The sequence below is a fragment of the Pseudomonas sp. LBUM1676 genome, assembly GCF_059695605.1.
The window spans coordinates 5217353-5235252 of sequence record NZ_CP166777.1; the positions used below are offsets into that span (position 1 = coordinate 5217353).

15 protein-coding genes and 1 pseudogene are annotated in these 17900 nt (G+C 51.3%); 10 read left to right on the plus strand and 6 right to left on the minus strand.

From position 1 onward, the window contains the following. Positions 1–5: 5 nt before the first annotated feature. Positions 6–818 carry an enoyl-CoA hydratase gene (locus tag ACA041_RS24080; RefSeq protein WP_497438024.1) on the minus strand — a complete coding sequence of 271 codons (813 nt, stop codon included), beginning with the start codon at positions 816–818 and terminating at the stop codon, positions 6–8. Between the two features lie 170 nt (positions 819–988). Between ACA041_RS24080 and ACA041_RS24085 the strand changes: the two genes are divergently transcribed. Beyond that, positions 989–1657 (plus strand): TetR/AcrR family transcriptional regulator, encoded by a 669-nt coding sequence (locus tag ACA041_RS24085; RefSeq protein ID WP_497438025.1) that lies wholly within the window; start codon positions 989–991, stop codon positions 1655–1657. A 266-nt stretch (positions 1658–1923) separates the two neighbouring features. Here ACA041_RS24085 and ACA041_RS24090 read toward each other — a convergent pair whose 3' ends face one another. Then, a complete protein-coding gene (locus ACA041_RS24090) occupies positions 1924–2820 on the minus strand; it encodes a LysR family transcriptional regulator (protein ID WP_497438026.1) in 897 nt (298 codons plus the stop codon). A 145-nt stretch (positions 2821–2965) separates the two neighbouring features. Here ACA041_RS24090 and ACA041_RS24095 point away from each other — a divergent pair, with 145 nt between their 5' ends. After that, entirely contained in the window at positions 2966–4822 is a 1857-nt protein-coding gene (locus ACA041_RS24095; RefSeq protein ID WP_497438027.1) for an FUSC family protein, read from the plus strand. Positions 4823–4933: 111 nt separating this feature from the next. Here the strand turns inward: ACA041_RS24095 and ACA041_RS24100 are convergent. Continuing rightward, positions 4934–5200: pseudogene (locus ACA041_RS24100) on the minus strand (histone-like nucleoid-structuring protein, MvaT/MvaU family); the annotation flags it as partial. After that, positions 5190–6359 (minus strand): sensor histidine kinase, encoded by a 1170-nt coding sequence (locus tag ACA041_RS24105; RefSeq protein WP_497438028.1) that lies wholly within the window; start codon positions 6357–6359, stop codon positions 5190–5192. The gene ACA041_RS24105 and the pseudogene ACA041_RS24100, both read right to left, overlap by 11 nt. Positions 6360–6870: 511 nt before the next feature. Here ACA041_RS24105 and ACA041_RS24110 point away from each other — a divergent pair. From ACA041_RS24110 to ACA041_RS24120, 3 genes are all read left to right on the plus strand, one after another. Then, positions 6871–7563, plus strand: coding sequence for a DUF421 domain-containing protein (locus ACA041_RS24110; protein WP_497266493.1), 693 nt, complete (start codon positions 6871–6873; stop codon positions 7561–7563). Between the two features lie 67 nt (positions 7564–7630). Further along, the gene (locus ACA041_RS24115; RefSeq protein ID WP_497438029.1) at positions 7631–7900 is read left to right on the plus strand and encodes a DUF4062 domain-containing protein; all 270 of its coding nucleotides are present in this window, start codon (positions 7631–7633) and stop codon (positions 7898–7900) included. Then, positions 7860–8402, plus strand: a complete 543-nt coding sequence (locus tag ACA041_RS24120) for an MFS transporter (protein ID WP_497396786.1) — start codon at positions 7860–7862, stop codon at positions 8400–8402. The genes ACA041_RS24115 and ACA041_RS24120 overlap by 41 nt, the downstream gene beginning before the upstream one ends. 14 nt (positions 8403–8416) lie before the next feature. Here ACA041_RS24120 and ACA041_RS24125 read toward each other — a convergent pair whose 3' ends face one another. After that, positions 8417–9445, minus strand: a complete 1029-nt coding sequence (locus ACA041_RS24125) for a GlxA family transcriptional regulator (RefSeq protein ID WP_497438030.1) — start codon at positions 9443–9445, stop codon at positions 8417–8419. 236 nt (positions 9446–9681) lie between these two features. On the opposite strand from ACA041_RS24125, the gene ACA041_RS24130 reads away from it, so the two are divergent. The 4 genes from ACA041_RS24130 to ACA041_RS24145 all read left to right on the plus strand — a co-directional run bounded on the left by ACA041_RS24130 (position 9682) and on the right by ACA041_RS24145 (position 14766). After that, positions 9682–10572 carry an MBL fold metallo-hydrolase gene (locus tag ACA041_RS24130; RefSeq protein WP_497438031.1) on the plus strand — a complete coding sequence of 297 codons (891 nt, stop codon included), beginning with the start codon at positions 9682–9684 and terminating at the stop codon, positions 10570–10572. Between the two features lie 91 nt (positions 10573–10663). Continuing rightward, positions 10664–11206, plus strand: coding sequence for a cysteine hydrolase family protein (locus tag ACA041_RS24135; protein WP_497438032.1), 543 nt, complete (start codon positions 10664–10666; stop codon positions 11204–11206). A 549-nt stretch (positions 11207–11755) separates the two neighbouring features. Continuing rightward, entirely contained in the window at positions 11756–13165 is a 1410-nt protein-coding gene (locus tag ACA041_RS24140; RefSeq protein ID WP_497438033.1) for an APC family permease, read from the plus strand. A gap of 128 nt (positions 13166–13293) precedes the next feature. Further along, positions 13294–14766, plus strand: coding sequence for an aldehyde dehydrogenase family protein (locus ACA041_RS24145; protein ID WP_497438034.1), 1473 nt, complete (start codon positions 13294–13296; stop codon positions 14764–14766). Between the two features lie 66 nt (positions 14767–14832). Here the strand turns inward: ACA041_RS24145 and ACA041_RS24150 are convergent, their stop codons facing one another. Further along, a complete protein-coding gene (locus ACA041_RS24150; RefSeq protein WP_154994440.1) occupies positions 14833–15756 on the minus strand; it encodes a LysR family transcriptional regulator in 924 nt (307 codons plus the stop codon). Positions 15757–16400: 644 nt separating this feature from the next. Between ACA041_RS24150 and ACA041_RS24155 the strand changes: the two genes are divergently transcribed. Continuing rightward, positions 16401–17858, plus strand: a complete 1458-nt coding sequence (locus ACA041_RS24155) for an aspartate aminotransferase family protein (protein WP_497438035.1) — start codon at positions 16401–16403, stop codon at positions 17856–17858. Positions 17859–17900: the final 42 nt, after the last annotated feature.

Here is a 17900-nt window from a genome sequence, read left to right on the forward strand (position 1 = left end):
ATGCCTCATACATTGATAGGACGACCATTCGCATCTCGTCGAATAGAGTGAGTCTTCCCACTGGCCTTATATTCCCGAGCTTCATCGCTGAAGTGGGTGAGCATATGAGAATCAAAATGCGCACGGAGCGCCTGCTCTCGACCCATAATGTCAAAAGTGCGATTAATAGACTTTTTAAGTACTTTCAGAGCAAACGCCGGTGCTTGAGCTACCTGATTCGCCAATTCCAGGACTGCATCATCCAGTTCTGCCACTGGAACGACACGGTTCACCATTCCAGCCGCTAAAGCATCGGCTGCGGTCATACGCTGTCCAGTGAACAGCATCTCCTTGGCCTTCCTCGAACCCAGCACCCATGGGTGAATGAGTACTTCCACCGCTGAAACCGCCATCGTGTGGACGACTGGATCTGCAAAAAATGCATCTTCAGAAGCCACCATCAGATCACACATATTCGCGACCATGAAGCCGCCGGCGATGCAGGCACCATCCACCTGAGCGATGGTCGGCTTGTGACAGTTCAAGATGTTCAAGCAATAGTTAAAGTAATACTGCTCTTCATATGCCCAGCGCTCTTCAACGCCAAAATTGGCACGAAGGGCACGCCCTTCTTTTAGATCGTGGCCTGCTGAAAAGTGGCCCCCCTTCCCCGCGAGCACGATTACACGGACGTCATCGTCAGCTCCGGCTTCGGTCATGGCGCTGTTCAACTCCTCAAGGAGCTGAGTGTTTTCTGCATTTCGCATCTCAGGTCGGTTGTGCCACAGACGTGCTACAGGGCCGATTTTTTCATACACGATATTTTGATAAGTCGTCATCGCTCATACCTAATTGAAGGAGCTGCGGTTGAGAGGTTGCTCACCTCGGAGCAATCTTGACACTGATAAGACCACTCAATTTGTTCACTGTCAAGATAGGCCGCACGATGAGATTTGTTGCGTTTCGAAGGAGCCCGAATCAGAATTGAGGGATTCAAACAGGTGACTAAATGACAAATTCAGCCGACTCCCCAGCCGTCGAACCCAGCCTTAATCGGGAGCGTAAGCCGTCCTATCATCATGGAAACCTGAGAGAGGCATTGATTGAAGGCGGTCTAGAGCTGCTGGAGGAATACGGTGCGGCAGACTTGAGCCAGCGGCTTTTGGCCCGCCAACTCGGCGTTTCCCAAACGGCGCCCTACCATCACTTTGGTGACAAAAACGGGCTCTTGGCGGCACTGGCAACCGAAGGTTTCCGCCGGTCGGGAAATGTTTTGAAGATCGTTTCGATTGAGCATCAGTCGCTGGAAAGGAGGGTTCGCGGGATTTGCGCAGGCTACGTGCGGTTTGCCCGTGAAAAACCCGAGCTGTTTCGTTTGATGTACGGTACGGCTGTGCAACGCAAAGATGAGTATCCGGAATTAGTAATCGCATCCACGGAGGCTTTCGAGGCTCTGGCGACACGAGTTACGGAGATGATTAGAGATTTTGATATAAAGCACGTGGATTCAAGGCAGGCCACTACGTCCCTTCTTGGGCTCAGCCACGGGCTTGCGCATCTGATAGTGGATCGTCGGGTATCGCCCATTTTGGCGGAGTACATCGATGACGAACGCATTGTCGTGGAACAAGCTGCTAGGCTGTTCGTAAGCGGCTTCCAACCCCATCCCAACGATTGATGAGCTTAGCTGGTGGCCTGCAACTTCGATAAGATACGGACAGTGATGTGATTTCCCGCTATGCGCACTTCGTAGCGTGAAATCGGGATTCGCACAAAAGGAAGATCAGCCCCTGCCTCGCTCCAACTCAAAATGCGCCCTCCTGGATTGGCATATCCCTTTTCCCTCGGCCTGGTCATAGACATTTTCAACTGAGGCTCATCGAGATATCGAGGTAAGCTGGCAGGCGATTGGGCTCGTCCATACTGAGCGAATAGCGCTGTTGTCTATATTCGCCAGTCTGCAAATGCTTCAATCAAGAAGTCTAGGAAAACGCGAACTTTACTATCAAGCGTTGCACGCCGGGGAAACAAAGCGCAAAGCTCAGCATCATCTGCTCGATACCAGTTCGGCAAGAGTATCTTGAGCTCTCCTCGCTCCACACTTGAGGTAATGAACTGCGTCGAAACTAGTGCGATCCCGGCACCATGGATAGCTTGGCGGATAAGAGTGACCGACTCATTGGCGATCACCACGGGGCTAATGTTTATTTCGGCAATATCGCCGGCCGAGTTCCGCAGGCGCCAAGTGGACATGGAGGAGTTATATCCGGTCGTCAAGGTTTCATGTTCTTCAAGCTGCTGCGGAACTGTGGGCTCTGCTCTCCTTTCGAAATATGCCGGACTTGCCACAAGTCTTGCTCGTGACCATCCCAAAGAACGAACTGCATATTCTGAGTCCGAAATCGGGCCGACTCGCAGCGCAAGGTCAAAGCCATGCTCAGTGAGATCCAATGGGCGATTATCGTAGACGATAGAGAGACAAACGTTGGGAAAACGTCGTCTAAACTCTACCAACTTTGGTTCAAGAGAGATCAGTCCAACGGCGTAGGGCGCCAGGAAACGTATAGTGCCTGCCGGTTCGGTGCGCAATGCCCGAACTTTATGGTTGGCTTCCGCGAGAATAGATTCGGCCAACAGGCACCGTTCGTAATATTCACGCCCTGCCTCAGTCACGGCGACTCGCCGAGTGGTGCGATAGAGCAACTGCACCCCCAGCGATTCCTCTAGCTGTTTTATCTTCCGGCTGACCTTGGCAACCGTAACGCTCAAATGCTCTGCGGCTGCTGTGAAGTTACCGCGCTCTACCACCCGCAAAAACATCTGAATATTTTCAATTTCCACTTAGGCCTCCGATTTCTGCACGTGTATTGTTGCCACTATCGACAAAGGACTATCTCAGCGGCGACGCATTATTGCGCCAGTTAATTTAATTTATCCTGTGGACACCGAAACATCATCCATAAATTCGAACCGAATCACTATTTTGATGAAATATTTTTTACAAGAGCATGGGATTTCGTGGTCGGGCGCGATCTTCGCCTTGCGCACAACCATTGCATCTCTAATGGCGTTGTATATTGCCTTAGCGCTGAACATAGACTCACCCAAATGGGCGCCGATGACAGTGTGGATTGTCGCGCAACATTCGCGTGGCATGAGTGTATCGAAAGGACAATATCGAATTGCGGGTACCTGTATCGGCGCCATAGTCGGCGTGGCATTAATGGGCGCGTTTGCTCAGACGCCTGAAATATTTTCATTAGCCTTAGCTGGCTGGGTGGGCGTATGCACTAGCCTTTCAACAGCGACATTCAATTTCCGTAGTTATGGAGCCGTTTTAGCTGGATATACCGCTGCGATCATCTCATTAGATGCCATTTCGGCGCCAGAAAATGTCCTCACTATCGCCTTCGCTCGGGCTGCGGACATTATAATTGGCATCATAATTGAAGGGATAGGCGCGGCAATATTTTCTCGCGAAACATCAGTTAATAATGTTCGTAAAGAGTTCAATAGCTATGGTCGACGATGCGTTAAAATATGCGCCTCGATACTAAGGGGTAACGAAGCGAATTCCGAGACGCTGCATAAGCAGTTTTCCACCGCATTGGCATTAGAGTCGTCCTTAACGTTTGCAGCTGTTGACTCAAGGGAAGTTCGTAAATGCAGTGCGAATCTTCGTACCTTCCTATCCTCCTCCCTTACCTTGCTAGCTTACACTTACAACATTGATACTCGTTATGCCTTGCCGTCCCGCAAATTGGTAGAGGCGCGATGGTTATCATTGTTTAAGACGTGGCGCGACCATAAAAAAGCTATTACCCACCATTCGTCAGAGTCCAACTCGCGGCATTCTGGTTTCGTCTTACATGTTAACCGGTCAGCGATTGTGCAGAATGGCTTGCGCGCATTTGTTTCGATGCTGGTTGCAATGATTATTTGGACTTATTTCGCAGGCAGCCTGGGGGTAGGGTTTGTCACCATCGTCGCAGTCGTCTGTTCATTATTCGCGACCCGATCGAACGCAGTCGCAGGTAGTTTGGGATTTTTTAAAGGCGCGGCCTGCGCGGCTGTTGCGAGCGCCATATGCAATTTTTGGCTATTACCGTTAACGTCCGAATTCGCGATTTTAGCGCTCTTTCTCTTCGGGTTTATGTTAATCGCTGGCTTGCTAATGCGACACCCGAGCGTCGCTGGCAGCGCCGCTAGTTTCGCGATATTTTTCTGGGATTTGATCAACCCTCAGAATGCCGAGCGCATGGGCCCCGATCAGTTCTTCAATGGCGCGCTTACGTTACTTCTCGGCATGGCTTGCGCCACGCTAATATTTTCGCTCTTGTTTCCCTCAAGCCCTGACGCCGTGAGACGCAGTCTGCACGGTGCAGTACGCCGAGACCTTAAGTCATTGGGATCGCACCCGCAAAGAATGACGCAGGATGCCTGGCTATCGCAATGTGTGGGCAGGTGGGGACATGAATCGGCGTTCGACCATAAACGCTGCGTTGAGAATGCCGAAAAGCATTTCGAAGGGATGATGGCAGCTTGGATGATTGGTGATGCCGCACTTGAACTAATGAGAAAATCAGAGATTTTCCCTAGCCTAAACAACGCTACCAGCGCAGTCTTTCAAGCCTTAAAAACGGGCGATCCTGTCATTCTGGCCGATGTCTGCAAGCTGTCCGAGGCCTTGCTGCAAGAGGAAGCGCCTGGGCTATCGGGTGAAGAGAGAGGGCTGCTGCAAGAGAGTATGAATCTGCTTGAGACGATCTATTTCGCAGCAACTACTCATGTTTCCTTTCTTGCCAGTTCACCTCGCCCTAGAGTCGAAATTGGCCTTACTTAATATTTTTTTCAACTTTGACCACGCTGACGCTCCTTCCCCATCACCGCCATTTTTCACTCCTAAACCGACAATATAAGGGCCCTCGAAGGGCCATTTGTACTCAAACCAAAATTACTTGGTCAGCCAGGACTCGACTGTGTCCGAGCCGTATTTCGCTTTCCACTCTTTAAGAGTTTTGTGGTTACCACCCTTGGTTTCTACGACTTCTCCAGATTCTGGGTTCTTGTAAACTTTCACCTGGCGTGGCTTGCGCGTGCTCGATTGTGGTTGGGCTCCAGGAGCACGGCGACCGGCCTGTGGATCAAGCAGGTTGAAGATGTCCTTCAAGCTGTTGCCGTACTTGGTAAGTAAAGCGAGAAGCTTCGTTTCAAATTCGAGGACGCAAACTCAACATCGGAGAAAAAATTATCTGAAACGCGGTGCCGCCGATGTTTGCGTTGGGCTGGTGACTTAGCGAGCCACCCAGATTTTTAACAAGCGAAGTAATTACTTTCATTCCCAACCCCGACATTTTATCCACATCAAAGTCGGCTGGAAGTCCCTTGCCATTGTCACTTACGGTCAGGCAATACTGATCTTCATATGGTGCCAATTGTACATCGACCTTGGTGGCCCCATATTTTAAAGCATTTGTCACCAATTCATTAACGATAAGGCCGAGTCGACTGAGTTGTTCGCTCGCCAAGGCGAGTGGGACGGCTTCGACCGAGATAGCCACCTGATCCCCACAACCTAACATTGCTGATAAGCCAGCACACAGTTGAACCAGATAGTCAGCACTATCGAGCGTCGTGGCAGCCTTACCGACGTTAATATGCTGATGCACATTTGCTACTGCAAATATTTTGGCAGCCGCTCTTGAAATCTCCTTAGCCGCTTCAGAGTTGCCCAGCTGAGCACTCTGAATGCTCAGCATTGACACAATCAAATGGAGGCTATTCATGACTCGATGGTCAATTTCCTCGGCCATCAAGTGGGAATGATTCAGCGCTGCTTCCTTCTCAGCTATGGATCGCATGGCGGAAAGGCGCAGTTCAAGCTGATCCATTACAACGCTAGCAAGATCCGCCAACGTATCTATCTGATCTTGGGTAACCGTGCGCGGCTGCGTGTCCAGCACACATAACGTACCGAGATTGAAGCCGTCGTGAGTATGCAGTGGCACACCCAAATAAAATTGAAGACCAAATTCGCCTGCGACAAGAGGATTAGAAAGCGTTCGAGGATCAAGCCTAGCGTCTGTTACTAGCCAAGGCCCATTCTGTAAGATCGCGGAGGCACAGAGTCCTGGATTGCGGGAAATTTGATTTGCGTCGAGCCCATGATGGGATTTGAACCAGATCCGATCTGTATCGACGATGCTCACGATTGCTATCGGAGTACCGAGAAGGCGCGCTGCTATTGCGGTCACACGATCAAATGCGCCGTCCGGAGGGGTATCAAGAATGGCATACCTACGAACGACGTTCATCCGAAGGGATTCATCTGGAGCTGTTTCACCGGAGCTAACGGAATGAGGCGCGGTGATCGCAGTCATTTTTTACTCCCGAACGGCTCAAGGTCACTACTTTAGGTCAAGGTTATCCGATGGAATGCACGCTTTCAAACCGTTGCGCCAAGGTTGCACTCGATTGGTGGCCCGGATGGTAGCAGAACGATGAGTGGTCTCACATTTGTATAAGCCGTGTCAGGAAACGCACACAAACCGCCGCAATGAATCCAGTGGGGGGGTGGAGATGATCCCGCTGCCCGCAGGTCGCGCAGTTACCCACCTTACAGAATCGTTAAATCCGTGCCAGCGAAGCGACCAGCGCCTACAGGGCTGATTCCGCGCCTGCGCTATTAGGCCTCCGGTGAGTAACGGTCTGTGCAGATCTGGCTCACCATTCTTTGGTGAATCGAGGCTAAGGTTCATGTATTGGAGATTCCAATTCTACGACTAGCCGGTTTTCTTCGCCCCCGTGGAGCTACTCAGAGGATGTAACGCTTTAGATGGGCAGGACTCACACAATTCAATGATTATCTAAAAAACCAAAAAAGAGGTGATGATGTCTCCCTTTGATATTCAACGGATGTTGATAGATGAGTTTCCACTAACATTTTTGCTAGAGGTAGGGTTTCGGGCAGCTTTTGCCTTTCTTGCCGTTTTCTTGTTCTTAAAATCAAGTGGCCGACGCGGGATAAGACAGCTCTCACTTTTTGAGTTGGTCGTGATTTTGACGTTGGGCTCCGCTGCCGGAGACGTGTCCTTCTACCATGATGTACCACTGTTGCCCGTTGCAGTCGTTTTCCTCACGCTGTTGCTGCTCTATCGCATGACGGTTTGGGTCATGACCAAAAGCAAGAAATTTGAAGCATGGATTGATGGTCTACCTGTAACCGTCATTCGCAATGGCTTATATGAACTTAAATCCTTAGAGAAGCTGAATATTTCATCGAGCGAAATATTGATGGAGCTTCGACAACGGGGCGTTGAGCACTTAGGCCAAGTAAGATTGGCGCTTATGGAAACAGATGGCGACATCAGTCTTTATTTTTACGATCAAGAAGACCTGCGCCCTGGCTTGTCAGTCCTACCTTTAGAACATCGTGCGGAGTTTATAAAAGTGCCCGCTTCGGGACTTTATTGCTGCGTGAGTTGTGGCTTTGCACAATCTATTCTTGAAGAACACGAAGCACGCTGCTCGCGGTGCGATCATGACATCTGGTCAAAGGCGCTGAGCACCCAACGCTGTAGGTGATGGTTGCTGGAAACAATCCCACCAGGCATCAGTCAAATCCACAGGCGCCAGCATTTTGAGGGGAAAGATGAAGGTATTCATAAGCTCGGTGGTAAGGGGATTTGAGCAATTCAGAGCGGCTGCCAAGGACGCCGTAGAAGCTCTGGATATGAAGCCGATCATGAGCGAGCATTTTGGAGCCCGCACCTATTCTTCCGTGCATGCCTGCCTGACAGAGGTTGATCAGTGCGACGTCTTTGTCCTCATCTTGGGCGCTAACTACGGCTACGAGCCTGAGCCGGGTCTGTCGGTTAGCCTTGGCGATCGCCTCTCACCACACTCAAGAATTCGACATTAGCCCCTTCGTGCTGGGCCTTCTGCTGTCCTCCTTTTTATGGCTTTACCTCTTCGCACTCATACCCATGGGAATGCTGGAGGATCGATACGATACTCGGCTGGTCAACGCCTGGGGCATCGGAGTCTGGTCTGTCGCCCCCCTCCTCTCTGCAGCATCAGGGGGTTTCTTCTCCATGCTGATCACTCGTTTGCTGATGGGTGTCGGAGGGTCGACTTCGTACCCCGCCGGGGGACGCGCTCTGCGCGAATGGGTGCCTGCCGGCGAGCGCGGAATGGCGACCTCACTGTTCCATGCCGGTAGCCTGATAGGCCCGGGGATTGCTGCGTTGGGCCCGAGCATTGTCGTCAACAGTTACGAATGGCGTGTTGCTTTCGTCATAACTGCCGCTGTTCGATTCTTATGGCTGGCTGCCTGGCTGATATGGTTCAGGCAACCTGAAGTCGCGCGCTGGTTACATCCGCTTCAGGCGCTGCTCGCTGTCGTTAGGAATCTTGCTGCCTGAGCTAAGAGGCATAATTAAAACTTTAGCTGGGAAGGGGTGGATGGCTCGTCAATGTGCTCACTGCCGCCCGCCTTCGGGCCTGGCCTCATTTCACGGAAAAACATTCGCCGATACTCAGAAGGCGATGTGCCGAGTTGAACGCCGAACTGTTGTCTCAACGACAAAGGCGTTCCGAAACCCGCCTCACCGGCGACACACTCGATAGGTAGGTCGGTCGTTTCGAGCAGCTGTTGTGCTCTGGCGACTCGCTCAGCATTCAACCATTTAGAGACGGTACTGCCAGTGGCCTCCCTAAAGCGACGAGTAAACGTGCGCCTACTCATTTTCGCCATATCTGCCAGGACGTCGAGCGATAGATCACTGGCTAGGTTCATTCGGGCCCACGCCAGTACATCAGACAAATAAGTCTCGCTGGATAGCTGCGGCACAGGATGTTCTACGTATTGAGCTTGGCCTCCTTGCCTATGCGGCGGCGTCACCAGCATCTTCGCGGTGCGATTCGCCACATCAGCACCGAGCCGCTGGCGTATCAGATGCAGGCAACAATCGATTGCCGCCACGGTTCCCGCAGAGGTCATGATGTTGCCATCACTGACATAGAGCACCTCGGGCCTGAAACGAACTTCAGGGAAGCGTCGCGCAAACTCGTCTCTGACTGCCCAGTGAGTGGTTGCTTCTTTGCCATCAAGCAGCCCGGCATCGCCGAGCACGAATGCTCCCAAACATAACCCGACTATGAGCTTTCCTTGGGCATTAGCGAGCTGTAAGGCTTTCACGAGCTGTGCAGATGCAGCGATCGATTGATCGCCCCACGCTGGAATGACAATTACGTGAGAGGACTCCATCAGTTCCAGGCCATGAGTGACCTCCAAGCCGATGCCTTGGTCGCTACTCACCATACCCGGCGTCTCTGCGCAGTAACTAACCTCGTATCGAGGTTCACCAGGTTCGGATTGAGCCGTCCCCAGCACCACTCCCGGCACAGAGAGATGGAACAGGCTCACGCCGTTGAAAGCTAGAACAGCAACAGGTATGGATTGCATCAGGTAGCCTCCGATTGGCCCGCATTGCCTCAAAGCTGTCGTACACAGGAATTATGGGCGCTCCCTAATGGGAATTTTTTTCAAGGATGCAAGGCGTACGTCAACCACACTCTCACATCCCCGGAGAACGAAGGGCAGTTGGCCCAATTATATCGAAATATGTCATTCAGGCCACTGTTAGGCCCTATGGCATTCGGCAAGAATGGTGTCCTTGATGTATCAACAGGACTAATCTCATGAATCTCAAAACTCTTCCCCTTGTACTCAGCATTGCTTGCGCTGCAACGACCACATCGGCATTTGCGAGCACAAGCGCCCCGAAGGTGCCTGAGGCATCTCATAAAGTGGACTTGCAGCAAGTTCGTAACGCCACAGTGAAAATCTCCTACGGCGGCACCACCTTTCTGATCGACCCGATGCTGGCGAAAAAGGGAGCCTACCCTGGATTTGAAAATACCTATCGGAGCAACCTTCGCAATCCCTTGGTTGATCTGACCGAGTCGCCCGCTGAAATTATCGCCGGTGTCGATGCAGTCATCGTCACGCATACGCACCTTGACCACTGGGACGATGCCGCGCAGAAAGCACTGCCTAAAGACATCCCTCTGTTCGCTCAGCATGAAGAAGATGCGCAGCTGATTCGCTCCCAAGGTTTCAAGAATGTACGCGTACTGACTGATGAAGCTGAATTCGGTGGCGTCAAAATCACCAAGACTGGTGGTCAACATGGCACAGACGAAATGTATGCCGTGCCAGCCCTCGCGAAACCGCTAGGTGAAGCCATGGGCGTGGTCTTCCAAGCGCCAGGCTACAAGACCCTTTACCTTGCTGGCGACACTGTCTGGCGTAAAGAGGTCGACCAGACCATCGAGAAATATCATCCCGAAGTCATCGTACTCAACGCCGGGAAAGCAATGATGACCGGGTATAAGGGGTCGATCATCATGGGCGAGGAAGACGTACTACGCGCCTCAGAGGCTGCGAAAGACGCGAAAATCGTTGCCGTGCACATGGACGCAATCAACCACATGTCCCTAACCCGTGAAGAGCTGCGCACCTACGTCAAGAAGCAAGGTATTGAGAGCCGGGTCGATATTCCGGAAGACGGCGTTTCGCTGGAATTCTGATTAATTGGGCCGTAGTTGACGCTGGCTTATCTGCTCGCGAAAAGCTCGGCCCTCGACAACATCACGTTGATAATTTGACTGGAGATTGTCCATGAAGCGAGGTCTTGTAGTAGTTGATCTGCAAAACGAATACTTGCCCACTGGCAAATTTCCTTTGCCCGGCATCGAAGGGGCTGTCGCGAATGCTATCCGGGTGATCAGACACTCGCGCGATACAGGTATTCCAGTTTTCCACATACGGCATGAGTCCGATGAAGGCGCTCCACTCTTTGCTAAGGGATCCACTGGCTCGGAAATTCAACCAGCTGTAGCTCCTAAAGGTCATGAACCTGTAATCGTAAAAAAACACATCAACGCCTTCAGGGAAACTGATCTCAAGCGGCAGTTGGATGCCGCTGATGTCCAGGAAGTCGTGGTAATAGGTGCAATGACCCACATGTGCATCGACGCCGTGGTACGCGCTGCAGCAGATATGGGCTATCCAGTTACCGTGCTGCATGATGCCTGCGCCACCCTGGATGTGACATTTCACGGCGTGACTGTTCCTGCTGCTCTAGCGCATGCAACCGTGATGGCCGCATTTGAGTTCGGCTATGCAACCGTTAAATCGGTAGACGAATACCTGTCGGCGTAAACGCCTAATTTGTGAGTTAGGGAGCCCTTATTGCCCCGCTGTAGGCCAGCTCCAGTTCGGCAAAGGAATAGCTGCTTTTAGGGCAACGCTAACAGCAGGAATTAGGTCATTGTCAGGTACACCATGCGAGCCCGGCGTGACAAAGCCGGGTCATATGGAGGGAGGACTCAATGCGACCTACTTTTGCGGCAGGACATAACCAGGAAATACATCTGACCCTAGGTCACAAATTGGTTTGCGAGCGCCTGCTGCTTGATGGCCAATGAGTTAATAGATCTGCTGACTTGTTGAAACTCCTGCGCCTGCGCTGATAGCGACTCGGTGACATCCCGAATCGTCACCACGTTTTGGCTAACCTCCTCCGCTACCCTGCTCTGCTCCTCAACCAAGGGCTATGCATACCTACGCATGATTACGGACAAGCGTGAGTTCAATCACCAACTAAGATCGAACGATCAGCGTTTGCGGATTGCCAGTGTGAGCCACTGAGCGAAAAATCAGGCTACCAATAACAATTCAAATCCCGTCTTGCTGTAAGGGGAGGCCTGTATGCAAATTGAGCCGACACAACCAGGGCTTAAGCCCAAATCCTTAGGTGTCTCCGACATCGTCTTTTTTGTAATTGCAGCTGCGGCCCCGCTCGGCGCCACCCTTGGCGCAGGCCCTGTAGTTTTCGCTATGGGAGGTGCAGGTGCACCAGGCATCTATCTGATCGCCTCGCTCGTCCTGCTACTTTTTGCGATTGGATTTGCAGCGATGAGTCGTCATGTGATCAGTGCTGGTGGCTTCGCTGAGCTAGTGACTCACGGATTAGGACGAGCAGCAGGCAACGCAGCTGGCGGAATCGCGCTACTTGCCTATATCGCTATGTTAACTGGCATCTACGGTCAATTCGCTGCGTTCGGGGCAGACCTTGCTCTGTCGATGGCGGGATTGCAGGTGGACTGGCGCGTCGTAGCTCTTCTCATCATCGGACTGGTCGGTATTTTCGGATACATGGACGTTAAAGTGTCAGCCAAGGTGTTAGGCGTGCTGATGATTTTCGAGATCCTGATCCTGCTTGTCTTTGACATCGCGGTAATTGCCCAAACAGATGCTAAGAATTTCTCCTGGAATGGCTTCATGCCTTCTCAGATATTCACTCCTGGTCTGGGGGTGGCATTGATGTTCGCGTTTTGTTGCTTTGTAGGGTTCGAGTCCACAACCATTTATGGGGAAGAAGCGAAGAACCCAAGTCGCACCGTTCCCCTTGCTACATATGTCGCCATTGCCATCATTGGCATCTTTTACACGCTTACGACGTGGTGCCTCGGCCTGGCATATGCGAATAGCGATGTTCAAAGCCTCGCCGCCAATGACATGATCAATTTCGTGTTCAATGCCAACACACAATACGTCGGCCCCCTTTCTACCGAAATCATGAAAATCCTGGTAGTCACGAGCGTCTTTGCCGTGTTGCTCTCCTTTCACAATGCCCTGAGCCGCTATCTTTTCGCACTGGCTCGCAGCCACTTCGTACCTCAGCAGCTCAGCCGAGTACATCCAAAACACGCTAACCCTCACGTAGCAAGCATTGCTCTCTCGATCACAACCGTCGTCGCCGTTGGTGTCTTCATGGTCACCAATGCCGACCCGATAATGCACCTCTACATGTGGATGGTTGGACTTGGCACCCTTGCTGTACTCGCCTTGCAGACGTTGGGGGCAGCCGCTGTCGTGGGATTCACTCTCAAAACTCAGAAATGCAGTAAATGGCAAGGCGTGATCGCTCCCACCCTTGGTGGATGTGGATTGGCAACCGCCGTTGTTCTCGCGGTGGCGAATTTTGGCGAACTCACTGGTGCTAAGGAAGGTATCGCAACGTTGCTTCCATGGTTGGTTGTAATAGCGGCCTTGCTGGGAGTTATTAATGGACTCCGAGCCAAAAAGAATTTTCCTGTGACACCTGCGATTTCCTGAAGCGACCATCTCATTACTAGCAAGATCAAATAAATATCGACGGGTGGTTCTCTAGTTTTGAGGCCACCCCAGGAAGGCCAGCGACCCAGAATCCAAAGCTACGGTCGTCATAAAATTCGGAGAATAACGTGAACAATAATCATCCTTACAGCGACCTGAATTTGCAGTTGATCGGGGGAGTTTGGCGCGAAGGCCGGACGGGGCGTTCTATGACTGTTAGCGACCCGTTCACCCAGCAAACGCTGCTTGAGATTGCCTTGGCTAACAAGGACGACTTGAACGAAGCCTATGCTAAAGCCAAGGCAGCACAACCCGGTTGGGCGGCAATGGGCCCGTCAACGCGAGCGGGAGTGCTCCTACGAGCTGCTCAGATTTTTGATGAGCGCCATGACGAATTGGTTGAATGGATCATTTCTGAATCAGGGAGCACGCGGATAAAAGCTGAGATCGAATGGGCGTCAGCTAAAGCTATCACTCTGGAGGCTGCTTCATTTCCAAGCAGGGTTCATGGCCGCATCGTGGAATCCGATGTGCCCAATAAAGAAAGCCGCGTTTATCGGCGCCCACTTGGCGTCGTTGGGGTAATCAGTCCCTGGAACTTCCCTTTCCATCTTACCCAGCGATCTCTGGCACCGGCGTTGGCTCTCGGCAACGCTGTAGTTGTGAAACCTGCCAGTGACACTCCAGTCACCGGAGGCCTACTGCTGGCGCGCATCTTCGAAGAAGCAGGATTGCCAGAAGGAGTTCTAAGCGTGGTAGTGGGAGCGGGATCAGAGATTGGCGATGACTTCGTTCTCCATCCTGCACCGAGCTTTATTTCCTTCACTGGATCAACCCCGATTGGCCAAAACATCGCCCGTCAGGCAGGCAGTGGCGATTATTTGAAACATGTGGCGTTGGAACTAGGCGGTAACAACCCTTTTGTAGTGCTAGCTGATGCGGATCTCAAGCAAGCAGTTCATGCGGCTGTTGTAGGCAAATTTCTGCATCAAGGCCAAATCTGTATGGCCATCAATAGAATCATTGTGGAGGAGCCGATTTACGACTCATTCGTTTCCCTGTTCATTCAGCGCGTCAGTAACCTGGTAATCGGTGATCCTAGAAATCCGGCGACCTCGGTTGGGCCGGTGATCAACCGCAAACAATTTGCCGGACTAGCTCACAAGGTCGAACAGGCCAAAGCGGAAGGCGCAACATTGGCTTACGCTGGCGAATCTGCAGGACTTGTATTTGCGCCGCACGTTTTCACTGAAGTGACATCCGACATGGAATTAGCCTACGAAGAAATTTTCGGGCCTATTGCCGGGATAATGCGTGCACGGGATGCCGATCACGCATTGGAACTGGCTAACGCTACCCATTTTGGGCTTTCCGCTGCAGTCTTTTCGGGTGACATCGAACGCGGCGTGCAATTTGCTCGGCGTATCCATTCTGGTATGGCCCATGTGAACGACATGCCGGTTGCGGATGCCCCTAACGTCCCCTTTGGTGGGGAGAAGAACTCAGGCCTGGGCAGATTCAATGGCGACTGGGCAATTGATGAGTTCACAACCACTCAATGGGTATCTGTTCAGCGGCAACCCCGCCACTATCCCTTCTGAGCTCACCCTCCAGTTTGCCAATTGACTGGAGGGGTAGGCGCATACACTCCTGGGGCTCGCAAGTGGTTAAGCCACTTCGCAGCGACGAGCCTCAGGAATACAGGAAAGAGAGCTTTCAAGAGTCTCTGTCACACAGCGTCGAAGCGATCTAACAGATGGCGACCTGTTACCAGCCAGTGTGGCCAAAGCCAATGAACTACGTGGAGCGTCAGCCAGTGGTACGTAGCGCACGCCTGGATGAGTAAATAAGCGTGTTGCTGTTAGTGGGAACGTATCAAACGCGCCACCATAGGCGACAGCAGCCAAGCTCTCAGGTATCGACTGAACATACGCTCCAATCCGGCAGGCCTCATGGCGCTCAGCCCCCAAACTCCAGTATGCAGCCCATTCGGTGGGAGCTCCCTCACCCGCTACTGCGAATGGTTGCTCGATCAAGTCTGAAATAGTAAGGATCGAGGCATGTGCCATTTCATGATTGGCCGGTACGGCAGCGACTCGCGGCTCATCAAACATCACATCGAGCTCAAGACGAGGATCGCAAATCGGTAGCCTGACGAGGGCAGCATCTACTTTTCCAGAGATGAGTGCCTGCACCTGATTTGTCATGGACAGCTCAGTAAACACCAACCGGATACCAGGATTGCTCTGCTGAAAGAGTGTGAAAATAAGGTGGGTGAGTTCACCCGCAGCATCACCAAAAAAGCCCAACTTTAGGACACCACGACTGTTTTCAGCTAGGGCACGGCATTCCAAGATCGTATTGTTCATGCTCCCGAGGAGCGTGCGAGCCTGATCTATGAACGCCTGACCCGCCTCAGTCAATGAAACACGATGACTGGTACGTTCAAATAATCTGAAGCCTAGCTCGCTCTCAAGCTTAGCAATTTGAGCGCTCAAGCCAGATTGGGCAATGTTCTCGATCTCGGCTGCTTTACCAAAATGGAGGGTCTCAGCAAGCCTGGTTGCCAAGAGAAGCTGTCTAGTGTCCATTGAGGGGTACCTGCTACTCACGGAACGTGTGAAAGATCTAAACATAGCAAAATTCATGCAAATTACCGCATTCGCGTAGAGGCAGCGATGCCTTACCCGACCTGCGGATCTCTGGTTGCCTTGCTAAATGAATAATGCGCCCAAACGGGGCAATTCGTTTAAATTTCTCTTAAACAGGCATCTCTATGTTGCCTGAATCACCCTTCAACGCTCGTCACAGCGCTCACAGCGCCGTCTAGCTCATGATCTAGTGACTGCGACTGCTGGGCGAATCGACAAAAACGCCCTCGAGAGTGCGCATATGGGCAGCTAAGACGCACACAGTAACAAACCGTATTGAGCGGTAACACTTCAGCGAATTCCGCAACGGTTCATCTCCCCGCCTATTCCCTCGGAAGCTTCGTATTTTCAATTCACGGCCATATTCCATTTGAGTCTGAACAAATTGGTCGACTGGAAATTACTTTAACGATCAAGCCCCCATTTTTGGAAGTCTTTTGCTAACAACCAGCGATCACGAAACCTGATCAAGCAATCTATAAATCACCGTTGCCCAGGTACTGATTGTGAAAATACTATGACCTTAGCTTTCGTCAAGTGCACAGGAGCCGAAGCTGTATCAGTGAGGAGAAAACAAAAACCTCATGACCTTCAATTCTGGTGTCGAAATCCAAAATAGTAATGTGCATAAACTATTGGCAAAGTCTGAAAACAATTCAAAAACAACCATAATTCAAGTAAATTTGGAAATAGCCATGAAGCTTAATTATCAGCAATCGCTAAAAAATTTCTCTGAAGCCTTTTCTCTTTCCAAGGAAGAAACCTCGAAAGGAAAGGAATATATTCCAGGAGGTTTTAGCAGGCGCACATTTGGCTATGGCCCACATGCGATTTTCGTCGAAAAAGGGGAAGCTCAATACCTTCATACTATCGAAGGTAAAAAACTTCTCGACCTCAATAATAATTTCTCTACCAATGTGCTAGGCCATAATCATCCAGCGGTAGTAAAAGCGATTGTGGAAACGCTACCAAATGGTTTCTCATTCGGGAATCCTACCAACCACGAGCTCGAGCTGGCCAAGCTGCTTTGTGAGCGTATCGACTCTGTTGAACAGGTTAAGTTTTTCTGCTCTGCTAGTGAAGCATGTTTGAGCGCCGTGCGTATCGCAAGAGGCTATACGGCCCGTAAAAAGATTGCAAAATTTGAGGGTGGGTATCACGGTTTTTCCGATGACTTAGCGATCTCCGCTCACCCTAACCCGAACAATTTCCCTGGCCCGGACTCCAACCCCAAAGCACTACCAGATTCTGACGGAATTCCTGCCTATAAAAGTGATAACGTCATTGTTCTGACCCAAAATGACTTTGAGTCCTGCGAAAAAATTCTTCGTGGTAATGCGGAAGACATTGCCTGTGTGATCATGGAGTTGCAGTCTTGCGCTGGCGGGATTGTAGAGCTGGATAAAACATTCGTACAAAAGCTTCGCGCTCTTACTGAAGAGCTGGGCATTCTGCTAATAGCTGATGAGACCATCACACTACGTGCGAATTTTAATGGTCTGCAAAGTGAGTATCAAATCAAGCCGGATTTAACTGTCCTTGGGAAAATGATTGGTGGCGGCCTGCCAATTGGCGCAGTGGGTGGCAGCAAAAAGGTTTTCCGGGTGATCGAGGAAAATCAAGTCATGATCTCAGGCACCCACCATGGCCATCCATTGGCCTGCGCAGCAGGCATTGCCTGCCTTAAAGCCATGGATAAAAAGGCTTATGCACGACTTAACGAAATGGCTGCGAAGATCAAATCCGAGCTTAATACTTGGGCCACAGAGTCCAAATATCCATTTACCGTTTTCGGATCCTTCTCGGTATTTGCTTATGCGTTTACCAAAGAGCTCGGGCAGACCATTAACACTCATCGTGATTACTGGCATAAGATTGACGAAAACAGTATGAGTATCTACGCATTAGAAATGGCTACTCGTGGCTACTACCCAGTTCACCGTGGCCAAGTAGGGCTTACGCTTCCTATGACTGACGAAGATGTCGATGGCTACATCGAAACCACTAAGGACATCATCCGCCTTATTTACGCCAAGGACTGAGCTTAGGCAGGCCCATTACTAAGTCTTCGATGCCTATGACTA